The sequence below is a fragment of the Streptococcus sp. 1F3 genome, from assembly GCF_054968985.1.
The window spans coordinates 1-20,673 of sequence record NZ_JBUEQR010000020.1 but is presented as its reverse complement, the minus strand read 5'-3'; the positions used below and the strand labels follow the sequence as shown (position 1 = coordinate 20,673).

Below are 20,673 nucleotides of genomic sequence, written 5' to 3'. Positions count from 1 at the left end.
GGTATTCCAATCTGTTTCAAACTTGAACTCATTAAGCTTTCTCAGAACTGATGATGTTGAAATTGATAGCCTGTGTGCAATATATGTCATTGCTTGGTTTTCGATGAGTAATTGGGCAATCTTCTGGTTAACTGCGACAGAGATTTGATGGTTTTTCTTAACAAGAGGAGTTTCAGCGACCGCTATTTTCCCACATTCTTTGCACTTGAAACGACGCTTTCTAAGACGGATAAGTAGAGGGTAGCCAGCAGTTTCTAGGTAGGGGATCTTAGAGGCTTTCTGGAAGTATTTAGCCATTTGTCCCTTGCAGGAAGGGCATTTAGGGGCTGTGTAATCTAGGTGACCGTGGAGTTCGAAGTGAGTTCCCATATCAAATTCATTAGTGATAACGATATTTTTGTCTTTAATTTTGAGAAAATTTGTGATAAGATTTAGTTGTTCCATATGACCCTTTCTAATGAGTAGATTAGTCGCTTTTCATTATAAGTCATATGGGACTTTTTTTCTATACTCAAAAAGGCTCCATAATCTCTACAGTGGATTTACCCACTACAGAAATTATAGAGCCGTTTTTCATAATGATTAGAAAATACTTGATTTTTTATATTTTTATGATAAAATTAACTAGTTAATTAAATGATGAAGGATTGGTGTGGGAAATGGAACAATTAGCTCATCAGATTGATCGAAGTTTACATGAGATTATATTGAGTTCGGAGAATCAATTGGAAATTTTGGTGGGAAGTTGCCAGAGTGAGATGCGCTTGACCAACACTCAGGAGCATATTTTAATGTTGATTGAAAAGAATGCTTTTACGAATAAGGAGATTGCAAAGCAACTAAATGTCAGTCAGGCAGCAATTACCAAGGCAATTAAGGCCTTGATTGCCCAGAACTTACTTGTGGCAGTTCGAGATGGTCGTGATGCACGGATTGTTCGATATAGTTTGACAGAGTTAGCAAAGCCGATTGCTGCGGAGCATGCTCAGCACCATGCCTATACACTTGCTTCCTATGAGGAGTTGATTAAAGATTACTCAGAGGATGAGCAAGTGATTATTGGTCGTTTTTTAACAGATTTAGTAAAGAAGGTTCGGAAGGAAGGATGAGATATATTACAGTAGAGGATCTATCGTTTGTATATGATCAGGAGCCTGTCTTGGAACATATTCACTATCATTTGGATAGTGGGGAATTTGTAACCTTGACAGGTGAAAATGGGGCAGCCAAGACTACTTTGATTAAGGCGACATTGGGAATTTTAAAACCCAAGAAGGGGAAAGTGACCATTTCGGAAACCAGTATCAATCAGAAAAAACTAAGAATGGCGTATTTACCACAGCAGATTGCGAGTTTTAACGCTGGTTTTCCTAGTACGGTCTATGAATTTGTAAAATCGGGACGCTATCCGCGTCAGGGTTGGTTTCGTAGGTTGACAGGGCATGATGAGGAACACATTCGGACAAGTTTGGAGGCTGTTGGAATGTGGGAGCATAAGGATAAGCGGTTAGGGTCCTTGAGTGGTGGTCAGAAGCAGCGGGCGGTGATTGCTCGGATGTTTGCTTCAGATCCGGATATTTTTATCTTAGATGAGCCGACTACAGGAATGGATAGTGGGACGAAGACTGCTTTTTATGAACTGATGCATCATAGTGCGAGAAAGCATGGGAAGTCCATTCTGATGATTACGCATGATGCAGATGAATTGTGTGACTATGCTGATCGAAATATTTATTTGGTACGAGATCAAGCTTCTCCTTGGCGTTGTTTCAATGTTCATGATAAGGACGAGGAGGTGACACATGGGTAGTGTGCTTGATGTCTCTATTTTTCATTATGAATTTATGCAGCGAGCTTTTCTCGCGATTATTGCCATGAGTTTATTTTCTCCGATATTGGGAATTTTTCTTATTTTGCGGCGTCAAAGTTTGATGAGTGATACGCTCAGTCACGTGTCTTTAGCAGGTGTCGCTTTTGGGCTTGTGCTGGGGATTTCACCGACGATTTCTACCATGATAGTGGTCATTGTTGCGGCAATTTTTTTGGAATACTTGCGAACCTTGTATAGGAGTTTTATGGAGATTGGAACGGCTATTTTAATGTCGACAGGTTTAGCGGTATCTTTGATTATCATGAGTCGCTCGGGTGGCAAGAGTAGTTTGAGTTTAGAGCAGTATTTATTTGGCTCGATTGTGACGATTAGTCAAGAGCAGGTAGTTGCCCTTTTTGGGATTGCAGTGGTCGTGTTGATGTTGACGTTTCTCTTTTTACGCCCGATGTATATTTTGACCTTTGATGAGGACACAGCTTTTGTGGATGGCTTGCCTGTTCGTGCGATGTCTATTGCCTTCAATATCGTGACAGGCGTAGCGATTGCGCTCATGATTCCAGCAGCAGGAGCCTTATTGGTATCAACGATTATGGTCTTGCCAGCCTCGATTGCACTTCGTCTGGGAAGAAGTTTTAAAATGGTGATGGTAATTGGGATAGTGATTGGCTTTGTTGGAATGCTCTCTGGTCTATTTCTATCGTATTATGCAGAGACACCTGCTAGCGCAAGTATTACCTTGATTTTTATTGGCATCTTTTTATTGGTCAATTTGGTTTATAAATTAAAAAAATAGGAGAAAGCATGAAAAAAATTTTGACATGTCTGATGGGACTTAGCCTCTTTTTGTTAATAGCTTGTGGTTCGCAACAAGCATCGAATAAGAAAGGGATTCAGGTTGTAACAACCTTTTATCCAGTTTATGAATTTACCAAGCAAGTGGTGGGGGAAAAAGCAGATGTTTCTCTTCTTGTAAAAGCAGGGACAGAGCCACATGATTTTGAACCGTCAGCTAAAAATATAGCAGATATCCAAGAGGCAGATATCTTTGTCTATGAAAATGAAAATATGGAAACCTGGGTACCAGATCTTTTGAAGTCGATTGATGATCAAAAAGGGAAGGTCATCAAGGCGACTGAAGGGATGCTTCTCTTACCAGGTAGTGAAGAAGAGGAGCATGAACATGATGAGGAAGAGCATCATCATGAATATGACCCCCATGTTTGGTTATCACCGGTGCGAGCGATTTCTTTGGTAGAAAGGATTCGTGATGGATTGGTAGCTAAATATCCAGAGAAAAAAGAGGTGTTTGAGAAGAATGCGTCTGCTTATATTGGGAAGTTAGAAGCCCTGCATGCAGATTATCAAGAAAGCTTGTCCAAGGCGAAGCAAAAATACTTCGTAACCCAACATACTGCTTTTGCTTATCTTGCCTTGGATTATGGCTTGAAGCAGGTTTCTATTACAGGGGTATCGGCAGATCAAGAGCCTACACCTTCTCGATTGGCAGAGTTAACGAAGTACATTCAGCAATATGGTATCAAGTATATTTATTTCGAAGAGAATGCTTCAAAGGCGGTAGCTGAAACCTTGTCAAAAGAAACAGGTGTGGAATTGGCTGTGTTGAATCCGTTGGAAAGTCTAACAGATGAGGCAGTAAACAATGGGGCAGATTACATTTCAGTGATGAAAGACAATCTAAAGGCCTTAGAAAAAACAACGAATCAAGCTGGAGTAGATATTTTACCAGAAGCAGCAGAGACGACTAAGACGGTTTATGCAGGTTATTTTGATGACAGCGCAGTAAAAGATAGGAGTTTATCGGATTATGCAGGAGACTGGCAGTCTGTCTATCCATATTTGCTAGATGGAACGCTAGATCAAGTCTTTGATTATAAGGCTAAGTTGAGTGGTCAAATGACGGCTGAAGAATACAAGGCTTACTATGACAAGGGCTACAAGACTGATGTGGAGCAGATTCACATTAGCAATGATACGATAGAGTTCGTGGTCAATGATCAAGCTGAAAAGCATACCTACAAGTATGTTGGCTATCAAATTTTGACCTACAAGAAAGGCAATCGTGGGGTACGCTTTTTGTTTGAGGCAACGGATACGAATGCCGGCCGGTTTAAGTATGTACAGTTTAGTGATCACAATATTGCTCCAACGAAAACAGGACACTTCCATATCTTCTTTGGTGGGGAGAGCCAAGAGAAGTTACTCAATGAGCTAGAGAATTGGCCAACCTATTATCCAGATGGTTTGACTGGTCTTGAGATTGGACAAGAAATGTTAGCCCATTGATAGGAGTGTAGGAGGTTAGGACATTCAGCACCTAACCTTTTTATACTCTTTAAAAATCAAAAGGCTACTTCGTCAACTTGCCTTGGTGAAGGCTCGTTCTACCTTCGGCTTCGATTATGAGGAAATGAGCGGTGCTACTCTCATTTCCAACCTTTCACCATTCTTAATTGTGAAAGCTAGTCTACTTTTGATTTTTATGGAGTATTAGTTTCTCAAGAAAGAAATGGGAAAGATGTAACTGTTAAGGAAGAATAGTTGACAAAAACCGACTACAATCGTAAACTTTATATAGTTGTTTCGTTTACTTTTAGTACTAGGCAAGGAGTTGCAGGCTATACTGAAGTACGGCAAAGCGAGAGGCTGGGACAAAAAGATTTTGATTTTTGAAATTCTTTATCATCAAATCTTCAAATTGATAAATGAAATACAAAAAGCGAACAAACAAGAATGTTGAGTGTCCGAAAACCAGTTTTGTTCGTTTTTTATAGTTGAGGTTAGACTTTTGTCCCAGACTCTTGGAAATAGGGAAACGGAGTTTCAAGTAATAAAAGTTAAACTAAATAAGTATAAAAAGGAGGAGCTGCTATGGAACAGATAATATCAGCTGCGGAGTGGCAGGTCATGCGTGTGATTTGGGCATGCCCGGGTCGGACGTCTAGTCAGATTATCAATGCCCTACAGGAGGGCTTTGATTGGCAGGCTACAACGATAAAAACGCTCTTGGGGCGCCTGCGGAAAAAATCTTATCTGGAAATGAAAAAGGTCGGTGGTCAGTATTACTACTATCCTCTGGTACAAGAAAAGGAACATGTAAAGCTCCAACTCCAGCTCTTGCTAGATACCATGTGTTCGACTAAGCATGGAGAATTGGTCGGGCAATTACTGGAAATGGGGCATTTTTCACATTCTGACCTGCAAGTACTAGCTGGACAGATAGCAAATCACTTGCCAAGCGCTCCTCAAAGCCTACAGTGTGTTTGTTTGGCAGGTCAATGTACCTGTCACCATCATGAAAGGAGAATGGAATATGCAAACCATTAAGCTTACGAATCTATCGTGTCAAAATTGTGTCAAGCATGTAACCGAGCATTTTAAGAATATGCCAGGTGTAGTTGAAGTAGCAATCGATCTGCACCAGCAAGTGGCAAGGATTGAGACGACTACTCACTACTCTTTGTCAGACTATCAAGCAAGCCTTGCTGATACAGTATATGAAGCTATTGAATTGGTATAGTCATCATTTAGTAGATACGAAGCTAGAGGAGCTATATGGTGCCTTCGTTTTAAAGTAGAAGGTACGAATCAGTCGATACCTAAAAAATACTAAAGAGAGACTAGAAGACTATATAGAAAAAGCTATGGAACAATGTACTCGGTTGTTCTATAGCTTTTCTTGTCAATTATGATTGAGCCGCTTGAGCAAGTCTTCGAGTGGGAAAGCATGTTTGGTAAGTGTAATCTTCTCCCAAAAGCCGTCGTCTTTTTTTCTTGGAATGAGGTGGGAATGAAAATGCGTCCCCTTATCCATCAAATCCTTATCATTGCGTGCAAGGGTTACCCCATCAATTGGCAAACTCTGTTCCATGAGCTGTATGATTTTTTGTTCTACCTCTGCCAGTTCATGAAGGACGGGTAGAGGTAATTCAGAAAGGTGGGTGAAGTGTTCCTTGCTGATAATGATTATATGTCCTGTTTGAATGGGGTCAATATCCCAAACTAGCTTGAAATATTCGGTCTGATAGAGGATATTTTCCTCTAAAATATCATGACAAAAGATACAGTGCATGGCTTGCTCCTTTCTTTGGTAGGGGGATAGGGTGAGGTATGCCTTGGGTGCTAGAAGTATGAAAAGAAAAGGTTCTACTCTTTAAAAATCAAAAGGCTACTTCGTCAACTTGCCTTGGTGAAGGCTCCTTCTACCTTGGGCTTCGATTATAAGGAAATGAGCGGTGCTACTCTCATTTCCAACCTTTCACAATTCTTCATTGTGAAAGCTAGTCTACTTTTGATTTTTATGGAGTATTAATAAATGGAATAAAAAATTGGGTATAAAAAGAGTTGGTCTATTTAAAAGTACCAACCCCTCCATTATAACATAAATATGATTAAAAAGCCCTCGAACCACAAGGACACTTTTGTCATATTTAGCAATCTTAAACCTGTCTAAGATATTTCAAAATAATAAATTCCAATCACTTACTTATTAAGAAAAAATTAATTTCGTAGTAATGAATCCCTTTGTTTTTCTAATAAAAAGTGATAAAATGGAAGCGAAAACATTATTTAGGTTAGAAGGGAGATAATAATAAATCCTAAATAAAAGACACAATTAACGAAATGAAAATAGAAAGGAATACCATCATGAATATAAAAAATTAAGCATAGCTTTATTAACAACTACAACTCTAGGACTTTTCTCACCTATAGGTTCTGCTATATCAGCTGAAGCACAAGAAAATGCAATACAACAACATTCACAAGTTTTAAGTGAAGATGATGATCACCGCACCGTTCGCTCTTTTTCTCCCGAATTCAACCAAGACGTTATATATACTTTCCACAAAAACACTGGAATATTAGATGTCAACAAGAATGGTCAAATTGAGTCTTACAATGTAAAAGCTATCGGTGAAGAGATTTTAAATTCAAGATCAGGAGTTTCCTTTAGAGCTTCAAACAGCAGCTTATTTAGCCCTTGGTCCTACTCATCTTCTGGAAATAAATACACTTTAACGATTGCGCATGCTTCTTATGGCGGAAAACCAGTTTCTAAAACTGTCACTAGAGGTGATAAAAACGCTGGCTATATCGATAATTTCACAAAAGATGTTGATAATATCCGCTCAATAGAGATAGATTTATTAAAAACAGCAGGTTGGGAATTAGGAGCAACAGTTATTGGCGCCTTAGTTTCAGGCGGGATTGGTGCACTATCAGCTGTGACATCAATAGCATCTGTAGTTAGTGTTGCTCAACAACTTCCTCCCGTATATGACAGAGCTTTGGGAAATTATAAAAAATGTTAGACAAAGGACTATTAAAATTTATAATTTTATTGGCTATAAGTTTAAACACACTAAGTTTATATAAAATATATTTACTAAAAAAATCTAAACCTAAGCCACTAATTGCTTTAGCATTAATATTTTTTTTAGGTTGGTTATTTATACTCCTTAAAATATTTTTTACAGGTATTTTATATTAATAATCGCAAAATTAGAAGCTAAATCATGACCACCCGTCAAACGGGTGGTTTAGTTTGTCACGCACCTTACGAAGCGTGACAAACTAAAAGTCACATAATAAAAAAGTCGATCTCTTTTTAGACCGACTTTTTTTATTCTTCAGTACCTGATTTTATTCCACGTTTGCCTCGTTGATAAGCACCATCAAAATATAATCTCAAAATACTAGATTTACTTTCAATAGTTGTTAAAAACAAGTTCATATCAATCCCATAACTAGCACCATTTTCTTCGATGAAATCATGCAAATCTAAAATATTAGGTATTGAGTACACACGAATAATCTGGAGCAATATTTTTAAAATTTTATTTTTGGTTTCAACATCAACTACAACATATCGGTCAATATCAAAATTACTGATACGCTTAATATCCGACTTGTCATAGCGATATTTATTTTGCTTAATAGCATCTTTACTCTCATGCGTGAGATATAGATAAACACTCTCGATAGATTCATAAACAATCTGAACCCGTGCTACTGCCTTACATTCCATATCGTCAGAACTAAGGACCGCTCTAAGTTTGTTTCTAACCGATTCAGCAGTTACAGGCTTATTTGCAATATAGATACCATGATAATGGCTTTTTTTATAACCACCATTTTTTCTGTCTTTATCGTGAAGCGGACTAATTGCAATCGGCACCCCAATTTTCTCTAATCATTCTTCCCAATCACTTGGAAATCCCTCTCCATCTGGATACAGAAGAAATGCACGACAAACGCATGAAGAAAATTTCGTTTTCAGAAATCGAAAATCATGCTAAACCTCATTCAAAGTAGTAGACTAGAATAGAGGTGAACTATAATGAATGATTTTCTTTTATCCATTGAGGAACGCAAAGAAGAGTACGACAGTCGTCAAGCTTGGAAAATTCGCTATCCCTTATCTACTATTCTCTTTTTAGTTTTCGTTTGTCAATTGGCAGGGATTGAAACGTGGAAAGAGGCTGGGATCTACAGTTGATTTAACAAGGGTTAAATGTCAGTACAAAGTATTTTTTCTTTCCGCGGCGGATAACAGTTAATTCGTTTTCGAGCTTATCTGCGTCTGTCAGTACGTAGTTAAGATCTTGGATGCGACTACCATTGACGTAGATTGCTCCGTTTTGGACGTCTTCACGGGCTTGGCGTTTTGAGTTGACCACACCTGCGGTGACGAGAATCTCAATAATATTGAGATTGTCATCTGCTGTTACCGTGTAATTTGGGACGCCACGAAGTCCTTGTTTGAGTTCTTTGACAGAAAGATTTTTGACGGTTCCTGCAAAGAGCTGCTCGGTGATGTTCAGAGCTTCTTGGTAGGCTGCTTGACCGTGAACGAGCGTTACGACTTCGCGAGCGAGGATTTTTTGTGCCAAGCGCTCATGTGGTGCCGCTTCAAATTTTTGACGAATTTCTTCGATTTCATCCAGTGGTAGGAAGGTGAAAATTTTCAAGAAGCGAATAGCGTCTGCATCCATGATATTCATCCAGAATTGGTACATTTCGTATGGAGATGTCTTGTCAGCATTGAGCCAAACGGCATTTCCTTCAGATTTTCCGAATTTTTTACCGGTTGCATCGGTAATGAGGGGGACTGTGATGACGTGTCCGGTCTTGTCAGCCTTGCGGCGGAGTAATTCTGTCCCAGCAGTCATATTGCCCCACTGGTCACTACCCCCGATTTGGAGAGTGACATCATGCAGGCGATTGAGCTCATAAAAGTCAAAACCTTGCATGATTTGGTAGGCAAACTCTGTATAAGAAATGCCCGTTTCAATCCGTTTTTTAACAGATTCTTTGCTCATCATATAGTTAACGGTAAAGTATTTTCCGACATCACGCAAGAAGTCAATAAAGTTGATATTGCTAAACCAATCGTAGTTATTGGTCATGACAGCCTTGTTGTCGCCGTTTTCAAAATCAAGGAAGCGATCTAATTGAGCTTGGATTTGTTCTACCCAGTTGTTGACGGTATCTTTTGTTTGCAGACTACGTTCTGCATCTTTGAAAGATGGGTCCCCAATCAAGCCAGTTGCCCCTCCTACAAGTGGGTATGGCTTGTGCCCAGCTAATTGCAAGTGACGGCAAACAAGGATTGGGACCAAATGTCCTAAGTGTAGGCTATCAGCCGTTGGATCGTAGCCTGAATAATAAGAGACTTGCCCTTCTTCTAAGGCTTTGCGCAAAGCATTTTCATCTGTAGTTTGAAAGATTAAACCACGTTCTTTTAGCTCATCAAAAATGTGCATGTCTCTTCTCCTTTTTTAGTTTTTCTAATACCTCTCATTGTATCATATTTTAGGGAGAATGGTATAGGAAATTTTCGTCAAAACATAAAAAATATGATAGAATAGGGAAGATAAGGAGTTATCTATGACGACGAAAGTACCTAAGAAAAAGGGAGAAGCAAAGGAAACTGCTTCTTTGGCAATCAATGATATAGCCGGTATTACTTTGAGAATCTTAAAACTACTAGTAGACTTTGGAGCTGTTGTCCTTTTTTTGTTAGGGGTATTGGGAGCAGGTCTTGGACTAGGTTATGTTGCCAGTCTCTTTGATAGTGTAACTGTTCCGAACTCTACAGAATTGGTCAAGCAGGTGACCGAAGTTAGTCGGATTTCTACAGTTACGTATTCAGATGGTAGTCTCATTTCAGAGATTAGTTCTGATTTATTGAGGGCACCAGTTGGAAGCGATGCAATTTCTGACAATGTCAAGCAGGCGGTTATTGCGACGGAAGATGTGACCTTTGAAAGCCATAATGGTGTTGTTCCTAAGGCGGTTTTACGTGCAGCGCTTGGTTCGATTGGGATTGGGTCATCAAGTGGTGGCTCAACCTTGACCCAGCAGTTGATTAAGCAGCAGATTGTAGGAGATGCCCCTACCTTTAGACGAAAAGCAAATGAAATCATCTCAGCCCTCGCCCTTGAGCGTGCCATGAGTAAGGGAGAGATTTTAACGACCTACCTAAACGTTTCTCCTTTTGGACGCAATAACCAAGGGCGCAATATTGCCGGAATTGAAGAAGCGGCACGAGGGATTTTTGGTAAATCAGCCAAAGATTTAACAGTGCCTCAAGCAGCTTTTATTGCTGGTTTACCTCAAAGTCCGATTGTGTATTCCCCTTATACAGCGAGTGGTAGTTTTAAATCCGAAGAGGATATGTCGTACGGGATTGAGCGTTCAAAAGATGTCTTGTATAACATGTATCGCTCTGGCTATATAAACAAAGAGGATTACGAGACCTATCTCGCTTATGATATTAAGAAAGATTTTATTGCACCCGCTCCAATTCTAGAAGATACCAAGGATTACTTGTATTATGCAGTATTGTCAGAGGCAGAGGATATTATGTATCGTTACTTGGTCAAGAGGGATCAAGTATCTGAGCAAGATTTGAAAAATGATGAAACCGTCAAAGCCTACAAGGAGTTGGCAAGGCAGAATATCAGCCAAGGTGGCTATGTCATTACGAGTACAGTTGATAAAAATATCTATGGTGCCATGCAGTCTACTGTGGCAACGTACGGTGAGGTACTGGATAGTGGTGGTGGTCTGGTCGAGACAGGAAGTGTTCTTCTAGACAATCGAACAGGGGCAATTTTAGGATTTGTGGGTGGTCGCGATTATCGTTCCAATCAGAATAATCATGCCCTTAATACCAAACGGTCTCCAGGATCTACGATCAAGCCTTTCCTGGCTTACGGAGTTGCCATTGACCAAGGACTATTGGGTTCAGCTAGTGTCTTGTCTAACTATCCGACAACGTTCGCTGATGGAACCCCCATTATGCACGGGGAAAGCAGGGGGACAGGGATGATGACCCTACAAAGTGCCCTAAATGCGTCAGCCAATATACCTGCTTTTTGGACCTATAAAATGCTACAAAATGCAGGTGTAGATGTCAAATCCTATATGGATAAAATGAACTATGCTATTGAGATGTACGACATTGAAAGTCTCCCATTAGGAGGTGGGGTCGAAACGACAGTTGTTGCCAATACAAATGCCTATCAAGCCCTGGCAAATGGTGGTGTCTACAATGAGAACTATATTGTAGAGAGTATTACTGCTCATGATGGGACAGTGATTTATCAACATCAAGCAAAACCTGTACAAGTCTATTCTAAAGCAACATCTAGTATTATGATGATGTTGTTGAGAGAAGCCCTAGCATCAGGAGAAACATCTACTTATTCAGGTCGTCTAGCAGCAATCAATCCCCAGGCAGCAGCTAGTGATTTGGTCGGGAAAACAGGAACCAGTAATGACACTGCTGATGTATGGCTGATGTTAGCTACTCCACAGATTACCTTAGGAACTTGGGCGGGCCATGATGATAACACAGGCATGGACTTTTTAACAGGGTATAACAATAATGCAGCCTATGTTGCTTATTTAACAAATGCCATCTATGAGACAAGACCAGAATTATTTGAGGAACGCTTCCAGTTGGATAATAGCGTGATTGCATCAAATGTTCTAGCCTCCACTGGAACACGGGCTGGAACTGTTCAGGTAAATAGTGTACCCATTACGCTAGGAGGAGCAATGACGACGAGCTACTGGGCTAAGAATGGGGCGCCAGCTATTAGCTACAGATTTATGATCGGTGGGACAGATAATGATTATGCCAAAGCCTGGGCTACTTTACTTCCTCCCGCACCTGTACCAGAACCAAAGTCCTCATCAGGTAGGAATTCATCGTCTACCACAAAACCCTCTTCAAACAGTGAATCAAATCGTTAATTTTAGGGCAAGATTGGGAAGTAAGCTAGCAGCTTATTTCTCAATTTTTGTTTTCTATCGTCTTTTAGTCTGTAGTTACTAAATAAGGACAAGCAATCGTTGGAAATGGGATTTTCAATGTCTATTGTGAAAAAAAGCTGAAAGTCTTGAAAAATAAAGGGAAATAGTGTATAATATGTTCTATATTATTTGTCGTGTGTTTTGTTTGAAATATTGTCCAAACAAGGCTTGCAGCAGTTAAATCATACTTTGTTAAGAAGATTTAGCTGCTCTTTTTGTGCTTATTTTTGGTCTTTATTTATGAATTGTCATAAACTCTTAAAGATTCTAAAAATTCAGACAAAACGGCAATGTGCGGTCTCATCGGCTAGACCTAGAGAAAAAAGAAGGAGCTAAAAACTTGGCAGGACATGAAGTTCAGTACGGCAAGCACCGTACCCGTCGTAGTTTTTCAAGAATCAAAGAAGTTCTTGATTTACCAAATTTGATTGAAATTCAAACGGACTCATTCAAAGAATTTTTGGATCATGGTCTCAAAGAAGTATTTGAAGATGTGCTTCCAGTATCCAACTTTACAGATACGATGGAATTGGAATTTGTTGGTTATGAATTAAAGGAACCAAAGTATACCTTAGAAGAAGCGCGTATTCATGATGCGAGTTATTCAGCACCAATCTTTGTAACCTTCCGCTTGATAAATAAGGAAACCGGGGAAATTAAGACCCAGGAAGTCTTCTTTGGTGAGTTTCCCATCATGACTGAGATGGGAACCTTTATCATCAATGGTGGTGAGCGGATTATCGTTAGTCAGCTCGTACGTTCGCCGGGAGTCTATTTCAATGATAAGGTTGATAAAAATGGTAAGGTTGGCTATGGTTCAACGGTGATTCCAAACCGTGGTGCGTGGTTAGAACTTGAGACAGACTCAAAAGACATTGCCTATACTCGGATTGACCGTACCCGTAAAATTCCATTTACAACCCTTGTTCGTGCACTTGGATTCTCAGGTGATGATGAAATCTTTGATATCTTTGGCGATAGCGAATTGGTGCGTAATACCATTGAAAAAGATATTCATAAAAACCCAGCAGATTCACGTACAGATGAAGCTCTCAAAGAAATTTATGAGCGCCTTCGTCCAGGGGAGCCTAAGACAGCAGAAAGTTCACGTAGCTTGCTGACTGCCCGCTTCTTTGATCCACGCCGTTATGACTTGGCGCCTGTTGGTCGTTACAAGGTAAACAAGAAATTGAACCTCCGTACCCGTTTGCTTAACCAAACCTTGGCAGAGCATGTTATCAATGGTGAGACAGGGGAGATCGTTCTTGAAGCTGGAACCATTTTGAGTCGTGATGTATTGGAATCAATTGAAGAACAATTCGATGACTTGAATCTAGTCGAGTATATCCCGAATGATGCAGCTGTTGTGGTAGAGCCAGTCCTACTGCAAAAATTTAAGATAGTAGCACCGACCGATCCAGACCGTGTTGTGACCGTGATTGGAAATGCCAATCCAGCAGAAAATGTTCGCACCATTACACCAGCAGATATCTTGGGGGAAATGAGTTATTTCCTCAACCTAGCAGAAGGTCTCGGTCGCGTCGATGATATTGACCATCTTGGAAATCGTCGGATTCGTGCTGTGGGTGAATTGCTTGCCAACCAAGTACGCATTGGTTTGACACGGATGGAACGCAATCTCCGTGAACGTATGAGTGTCCAAGATAACGAAGTATTGACTCCGCAACAAATTATCAATATCCGTCCTGTAACAGCAGCGATTAAAGAATTTTTTGGATCTTCCCAGTTGTCACAGTTCATGGATCAACATAATCCCCTATCAGAGTTATCCCACAAACGTCGTTTATCTGCCTTAGGACCTGGTGGTTTGACACGTGACCGTGCTGGATATGAAGTTCGTGACGTGCATTACACTCATTATGGTCGTATGTGTCCGATTGAAACTCCAGAAGGACCAAACATTGGTTTGATTAACAACTTATCTTCTTACGGGCATTTGAATAAGTACGGTTTCATTCAAACACCCTATCGCAAGATTGATCGTGCGACGGGGGTTGTGACAAATGAGATTGTTTGGTTGACTGCCGATGAAGAAGATGCCTATATTGTAGCGCAGTCTACGTCTCCCCTTGATGAAAACAACCGATTTATAGACAAGATTGTCATGGGACGTCACCAAGGGAACAACCAGGAGTTTCCAGCGGAATCTGCTGATTTTATGGACGTCTCACCTAAGCAGGTAGTTGCCGTTGCGACAGCATGTATTCCCTTCCTTGAAAATGACGACTCCAACCGTGCCCTTATGGGAGCCAACATGCAGCGTCAGGCCGTGCCATTGATTGATCCTAAAGCTCCTTATGTGGGAACCGGTATGGAATATCAAGCGGCTCATGATTCAGGAGCAGCAGTCATTGCCCAGCACGATGGAAAAGTAACATACGCAGATGCAGATAAGGTAGAAGTACGCCGTGAGGACGGCTCACTTGACGTCTACCATATCCAAAAATTCCGTCGATCAAACTCAGGTACAGCCTATAATCAACGTACCCTCGTTAAGGTAGGTGATATCGTTGAAAAAGGTGAATTTATCGCAGACGGACCTTCAATGGAAAATGGGGAAATGGCGCTTGGACAAAACCCAATCGTTGCCTACATGACATGGGAAGGGTACAACTTTGAGGATGCGGTTATCATGAGTGAACGTCTGGTGAAAGATGATGTCTACACCTCTGTTCACTTGGAAGAATATGAATCAGAAACACGTGATACCAAGTTGGGCCCTGAAGAAATTACCCGTGAAATTCCAAACGTTGGTGAGGACGCTCTTAGAGACTTGGATGAAATGGGAATTATCCGTATTGGTGCTGAGGTAAAAGAAGGAGATATCCTTGTTGGTAAAGTGACTCCAAAAGGGGAAAAGGACTTGTCAGCAGAAGAACGCCTCCTCCACGCTATCTTTGGTGATAAATCCCGTGAGGTTCGTGATACGTCGCTTCGTGTGCCTCACGGTGCCGATGGTGTCGTTCGTGATGTGAAAATATTTACCCGTGCTAATGGCGATGAGTTGCAATCGGGTGTCAACATGTTGGTTCGTGTCTATATTGCTCAAAAACGGAAGATTAAGGTCGGAGATAAGATGGCGGGACGCCATGGAAATAAAGGGGTTGTCTCTCGTATCGTACCGGTAGAAGATATGCCATATCTTCCAGATGGAACACCAGTTGACATCATGTTGAACCCATTAGGGGTACCGTCTCGTATGAATATCGGACAGGTTATGGAACTCCATCTTGGAATGGCTGCTCGCAACTTGGGCATCCACATTGCAACGCCAGTCTTTGACGGAGCAAGTTCAGAAGACCTTTGGTCAACGGTTAAAGAAGCGGGCATGGATAGTGACGCCAAGACGATTCTCTATGATGGACGTACTGGTGAGCCGTTTGATAATCGTGTGTCTGTTGGGGTCATGTACATGATCAAACTGCACCACATGGTTGATGATAAACTTCACGCACGTTCTGTCGGACCTTACTCACTCGTTACCCAACAACCTCTCGGAGGAAAAGCTCAGTTTGGTGGGCAACGTTTTGGTGAGATGGAGGTTTGGGCACTAGAAGCCTACGGAGCCTCAAATGTTCTTCAAGAAATCCTGACCTACAAGTCAGATGATGTGAATGGTCGCTTGAAGGCTTATGAAGCGATTACTAAAGGAAAACCAATTCCAAAGCCAGGTGTGCCAGAATCATTCCGCGTATTGGTCAAAGAACTACAATCACTTGGGCTTGACATGCGTGTCCTTGATGAAGATGATCGAGAAGTAGAACTTCGTGATCTGGATGAGGGCGAAGATGATGATATCATCCACGTAGATGATTTAGAAAAAGCGCGTGCAAAGGCCGCAGCGGATGCTGCAGCTGCATTTGCAGCCGAATCAGAAGAATAAGGAAGAGCAGAAACAGGCTTTTACCTGTTTCTGGCTAGTCCTCCTGTTAGAAATGAAGAAAGGGATTATTAGTGGTTGACGTAAATCGATTTAAAAGTATGCAAATCACTTTAGCTTCTCCAAGCAAGGTCCGTTCATGGTCTTATGGTGAAGTTAAAAAACCTGAAACAATCAACTATCGGACGCTCAAACCAGAGCGTGACGGGCTCTTTGATGAAGTCATCTTTGGTCCGACAAAAGACTGGGAATGTTCATGTGGAAAGTATAAGCGTATCCGTTATAAAGGCATCGTTTGTGACCGTTGTGGTGTAGAAGTGACACGGGCGAAAGTACGCCGTGAGCGTATGGGACATATCGAGCTGAAAGCGCCTATTTCCCACATCTGGTATTTTAAAGGTATTCCAAGTCGCATGGGCTTGACCCTTGATATGAGCCCACGTGCGCTTGAAGAAGTCATTTACTTTGCCGCTTATGTGGTGATTGATCCGAAAGACACACCGCTCGAGCACAAGTCTATCATGACTGAGCGTGAATATCGTGAAAAATTGCGTGAGTATGGGCATGGTTCCTTCGTTGCAAAAATGGGTGCAGAGGCGATTCAAGACTTGCTTAGACAAGTAGATTTGCCTACAGAAATTGCAGCCTTGAAAGAAGAGTTGAAAACAGCTTCTGGTCAAAAACGGATCAAGGCAGTTCGTCGTTTGGATGTGTTGGACGCCTTTTACAAATCTGGAAATAAACCTGAATGGATGATTTTGAACATCCTGCCAGTTATTCCACCAGATCTACGTCCGATGGTTCAGTTGGATGGTGGACGTTTTGCGGCTTCTGACTTGAATGAATTGTACCGCCGTGTCATTAACCGAAACAACCGTTTGGCACGCTTGCTGGAATTGAATGCACCGGGAATTATCGTACAAAACGAAAAGCGGATGCTTCAAGAGGCAGTTGACGCCCTGATTGATAATGGTCGTCGTGGTCGTCCAATTACAGGACCAGGTAGCCGTCCGCTCAAGTCTCTCAGCCACATGTTGAAAGGAAAACAAGGACGTTTCCGTCAAAACTTGCTTGGAAAACGTGTTGACTTCTCAGGACGTTCGGTTATCGCTGTCGGCCCTACTTTGAAGATGTATCAATGTGGGGTACCACGTGAAATGGCGATTGAGCTGTTTAAACCGTTTGTGATGCGTGAAATTGTTGCCCGTGAGATTGCAGGGAACGTAAAAGCGGCGAAACGGTTGATTGAACGTGGAGATGACCGTATTTGGGATATTCTTGAAGAAGTCATCAGAGAGCATCCTGTGCTGTTGAACCGTGCACCGACCCTTCACAGGCTTGGAATTCAAGCGTTTGAACCGGTCTTGATTGACGGTAAGGCGCTCCGTCTACACCCGCTCGTGTGTGAGGCATACAATGCTGACTTTGACGGGGATCAAATGGCGATTCACGTACCATTGTCAGAAGAAGCACAGGCAGAAGCACGTATCCTCATGCTTGCGGCAGAACATATCTTGAATCCTAAAGATGGAAAACCGGTTGTAACACCGTCTCAGGATATGGTCTTAGGAAACTATTACCTAACCATGGAAGATGCAGGTCGTGAAGGCGAAGGAATGGTCTTTAAAGACATGGATGAAGCAGTGATGGCTTATCGTAATGGCTATGTTCACTTACATACCCGTGTGGGTATTGCAACAGATAGTCTTGACAAGCCTTGGACAGAATCACAAAAACATAAGATTATGATGACGACTGTCGGTAAGATTTTGTTTAATGCTATCATGCCAGCAGGCTTGCCATACCTCCAAGAGCCTACGAATGCCAACTTGACGGAAGGCGCGCCAGATAAGTATTTCTTAGAATTAGGAGCTGATATTAAAGCTGCGATTGCAGAGCTTCCAATCAATCCTCCATTCAAGAAGAAAAATCTTGGAAATATTATCGCTGAAATCTTCAAACGCTTCCGAACAACGGAAACATCTGCCCTCCTTGACCGCTTGAAAGACCTTGGCTACTACCATTCAACTCTAGCCGGTTTGACAGTAGGGATTGCAGATATTCCGGTGATTGATAATAAGGCAGAAATCATTGAGGAATCCCACGAACGGGTGGAACAAATTAAGAAACAATTCCGTCGTGGTATGATTACAGATGATGAGCGGTATGCAGCTGTTACAGATGAATGGCGCTCAGCGAAAGAGAAATTAGAGAAACGCTTGACAGAATCACAAGATCCAAAGAACCCGATTGTTATGATGATGGACTCTGGAGCGCGTGGGAACATTTCTAACTTCTCCCAGCTTGCCGGAATGCGTGGATTGATGTCAGCGCCGAACGGACGAATCATGGAATTACCAATCTTGTCAAACTTCCGTGAGGGCTTGTCCGTTCTTGAGATGTTCTTCTCTACTCATGGTGCCCGTAAAGGGATGACAGATACCGCCTTGAAGACTGCCGATTCAGGATATTTAACTCGCCGTCTTGTTGACGTTGCTCAAGATGTCATTATCCGTGAGGACGATTGTGGAACCGATCGTGGTTTGGATATCCGTTCGATTACAGATGGCAAGGAAATGATTGAGCCGCTTGAAGAACGCTTGCAAGGTCGTTACACGAAGAAAACCGTTAAGCATCCTGAGACAGGTGTCGTGCTCATCGGTCCAAACGAATTGATTACAGAAGATATTGCTCGGGATATTGTCAATGCTGGTGTCGAACAAGTGACGATTCGCTCTGTCTTTACATGTAATACCCGCCACGGTGTATGCCGTCACTGTTATGGTATCAACTTGGCGACAGGTGATGCGGTTGAAGTAGGTGAAGCAGTTGGTACTATTGCTGCTCAATCCATTGGTGAGCCTGGTACTCAGTTGACCATGCGTACCTTCCACACGGGTGGTGTAGCTTCTAATTCAGATATCACACAAGGTTTGCCTCGTGTCCAAGAAATTTTTGAAGCCCGTAATCCAAAAGGTGAGGCGGTGATTACAGAAATCAAGGGTGAGGTGACGGCAATTGATGAAGACGTAGCTACTCGCACCAAGAAAGTATATGTCAAAGGGAAGACCGGTGAAGGTGAGTATGTTGTACCATTTACCGCACGTATGAAAGTAGAGGTCGGAGACCAGGTGGCTCGTGGAGCAGCTCTTACAGAGGGATCAATTCAACCGAAACGCTTGCTTGAGGTTCGTGATGTTTTATCTGTTGAGACCTACTTGCTTTCTGAAGTACAAAAAGTATACCGTAGCCAAGGGGTGGAAATTGGTGACAAGCACATTGAAGTAATGGTTCGTCAAATGTTGCGTAAGGTCCGTGTCATGGATCCAGGAGATACAGATCTTCTCATGGGTACTCTCATGGATATCACAGACTTTACCGATGCCAATGCAGATGTGGTTATTGCAGGTGGTATCCCAGCGACTGCTCGTCCTGTCCTTATGGGAATTACCAAGGCCTCACTTGAAACCAATAGTTTCTTGTCGGCGGCTTCCTTCCAAGAAACCACTCGTGTCCTTACGGACGCAGCAATCCGTGGAAAACGAGATAACCTTCTCGGCTTGAAAGAAAATGTCATCATCGGTAAGATTATCCCAGCGGGTACTGGTATGGCACGTTATCGTAACATTGAGCCACAGGCTATCAATGAAATCGAAATCATCGAAGATACCGTTGCGGAAGAATTGGCAGAAGAACTGATATAGTTGTTTCGTTTACTTTTAGTACTAGGCAACGAGCTACAGGCTGTACTGGAGTACGGCAAAGCGAGTTCCAATCATCTAGAAGATGATTGGAAGTTGGAAATAGAGAAACGGAGTTTCCACAATTCATCTAGAAGATGATTGGAAGTTGGAAATAGGGAAACGGAGTTTCCACAATCGTCGAAGTAATAAAAGTTAAACTAAATGAGTATAACAGAATAATGAAGTAGAGGCTGGACTCAAGTCCAGCCTCTTTGAGAATAAATTTCACAAGCCAAATCTTTTTCTACTTTTTGAAAATTCGCTATAATAGTGGATATAGAGGAGTATGAGAGATGTATCAAGTTATTCGAATGTATGGTGATTTTGAACCGTGGTGGTTCTTAGATGGCTGGGAAGAACATATCATCAGCAAAAACGAGTACAATCATTACGAGGAAGCATTACAAGACTACCAACGCCAGTGGGTATGCTTATCTGAGCGGTTTCCTATGAAGAAAAATCGAGACGGCTTAATGGCAACGTTCTGGGCTCCAGAGGATCAACATTGGTGTGAGGAATGTGATGAATATTTACAGAATTATCATTCTTTAATTCTTTTAGAATCTCAGGAAAATTTACCAGCTGGTTTACAACGTAAGGTTAAAGCTAGAGGGAAAAGACCACGTTTTTGCAAAATAAAGAAGAAAACTGTTTAAAAAGTGGCTCTTTGTCAACTGTAGTGGGTAGATGAAAAGCTAACACCTAGAGAGGACGAACTTCGTTCTCTCTTTCTTTACGTTTAGGCTCTTTGTCAACTGTAGTGGGTTGATGAAAAGCTAACATCGTGAGAGGACGAACTTCGTTCTCTCTTTCTTTACGTTTAAAGCAATCAAAATGCGTTTTTTAAAGTTTTC

The 20,673-nt window shown here is 41.6% G+C and carries 14 protein-coding genes and 1 pseudogene; 11 read left to right on the top strand and 4 right to left on the bottom strand.

What is annotated here, in order from left to right:
- On the bottom strand, positions 1-444 hold a 444-nt coding region (locus tag ACVPON_RS01560; protein ID WP_462875501.1), incomplete at its 3' end, for a transposase family protein.
- A 215-nt stretch (positions 445-659) separates the two neighbouring features.
- Here ACVPON_RS01560 and ACVPON_RS01555 point away from each other — a divergent pair.
- From ACVPON_RS01555 to ACVPON_RS01530, 6 genes are all read left to right on the top strand, one after another.
- Positions 660-1,109, top strand: a complete 450-nt coding sequence (locus tag ACVPON_RS01555; protein WP_462875499.1) for a zinc-dependent MarR family transcriptional regulator — start codon at positions 660-662, stop codon at positions 1,107-1,109.
- The gene (locus ACVPON_RS01550; RefSeq protein WP_462875497.1) at positions 1,106-1,810 is read left to right on the top strand and encodes a metal ABC transporter ATP-binding protein; all 705 of its coding nucleotides are present in this window, start codon (positions 1,106-1,108) and stop codon (positions 1,808-1,810) included. Before ACVPON_RS01555 ends, ACVPON_RS01550 begins: the two co-directional genes overlap by 4 nt.
- Positions 1,803-2,624 carry a metal ABC transporter permease gene (locus tag ACVPON_RS01545; protein ID WP_462875495.1) on the top strand — a complete coding sequence of 274 codons (822 nt, stop codon included), beginning with the start codon at positions 1,803-1,805 and terminating at the stop codon, positions 2,622-2,624. Before ACVPON_RS01550 ends, ACVPON_RS01545 begins: the two co-directional genes overlap by 8 nt.
- A gap of 8 nt (positions 2,625-2,632) precedes the next feature.
- A complete protein-coding gene (locus tag ACVPON_RS01540) occupies positions 2,633-4,135 on the top strand; it encodes a metal ABC transporter solute-binding protein, Zn/Mn family (RefSeq protein ID WP_462875493.1) in 1,503 nt (500 codons plus the stop codon).
- 585 nt (positions 4,136-4,720) lie between these two features.
- A complete protein-coding gene (locus ACVPON_RS01535) occupies positions 4,721-5,176 on the top strand; it encodes a CopY/TcrY family copper transport repressor (protein WP_462875491.1) in 456 nt (151 codons plus the stop codon).
- Positions 5,163-5,369 (top strand): heavy-metal-associated domain-containing protein, encoded by a 207-nt coding sequence (locus tag ACVPON_RS01530; RefSeq protein ID WP_462875489.1) that lies wholly within the window; start codon positions 5,163-5,165, stop codon positions 5,367-5,369. The genes ACVPON_RS01535 and ACVPON_RS01530 overlap by 14 nt, the downstream gene beginning before the upstream one ends.
- Before the next feature lie 162 nt (positions 5,370-5,531).
- Here the strand turns inward: ACVPON_RS01530 and ACVPON_RS01525 are convergent, their stop codons facing one another.
- Both ACVPON_RS01525 and ACVPON_RS01520 read right to left on the bottom strand, forming a co-directional pair.
- Entirely contained in the window at positions 5,532-5,921 is a 390-nt protein-coding gene (locus ACVPON_RS01525; RefSeq protein ID WP_462875487.1) for an HIT family protein, read from the bottom strand.
- A gap of 1,551 nt (positions 5,922-7,472) precedes the next feature.
- Entirely contained in the window at positions 7,473-8,033 is a 561-nt protein-coding gene (locus tag ACVPON_RS01520) for a Rep family protein (RefSeq protein ID WP_462875503.1), read from the bottom strand.
- A gap of 156 nt (positions 8,034-8,189) precedes the next feature.
- On the opposite strand from ACVPON_RS01520, the pseudogene ACVPON_RS01515 reads away from it, so the two are divergent.
- Positions 8,190-8,330, top strand: a pseudogene (locus ACVPON_RS01515) (ISAs1 family transposase); the annotation flags it as partial.
- A gap of 19 nt (positions 8,331-8,349) precedes the next feature.
- Here the strand turns inward: ACVPON_RS01515 and tyrS are convergent.
- The gene (gene tyrS / locus ACVPON_RS01510; RefSeq protein ID WP_462875485.1) at positions 8,350-9,615 is read right to left on the bottom strand and encodes a tyrosine--tRNA ligase; all 1,266 of its coding nucleotides are present in this window, start codon (positions 9,613-9,615) and stop codon (positions 8,350-8,352) included.
- A gap of 124 nt (positions 9,616-9,739) precedes the next feature.
- Here tyrS and pbp1b point away from each other — a divergent pair, with 124 nt between their 5' ends.
- The 4 genes from pbp1b to ACVPON_RS01490 all read left to right on the top strand — a co-directional run bounded on the left by pbp1b (position 9,740) and on the right by ACVPON_RS01490 (position 20,475).
- Positions 9,740-12,115, top strand: coding sequence for a penicillin-binding protein PBP1B (gene pbp1b, locus ACVPON_RS01505; protein WP_462875483.1), 2,376 nt, complete (start codon positions 9,740-9,742; stop codon positions 12,113-12,115).
- Between the two features lie 400 nt (positions 12,116-12,515).
- Positions 12,516-16,079 (top strand): DNA-directed RNA polymerase subunit beta, encoded by a 3,564-nt coding sequence (gene rpoB / locus ACVPON_RS01500; RefSeq protein ID WP_462875481.1) that lies wholly within the window; start codon positions 12,516-12,518, stop codon positions 16,077-16,079.
- A gap of 71 nt (positions 16,080-16,150) precedes the next feature.
- Complete coding sequence (rpoC, locus tag ACVPON_RS01495; RefSeq protein WP_462875479.1) at positions 16,151-19,780, top strand: DNA-directed RNA polymerase subunit beta'; 3,630 nt, start codon at positions 16,151-16,153, stop codon at positions 19,778-19,780.
- 332 nt (positions 19,781-20,112) lie between these two features.
- A complete protein-coding gene (locus tag ACVPON_RS01490) occupies positions 20,113-20,475 on the top strand; it encodes a DUF1033 family protein (protein WP_462875477.1) in 363 nt (120 codons plus the stop codon).
- Positions 20,476-20,673: the final 198 nt, after the last annotated feature.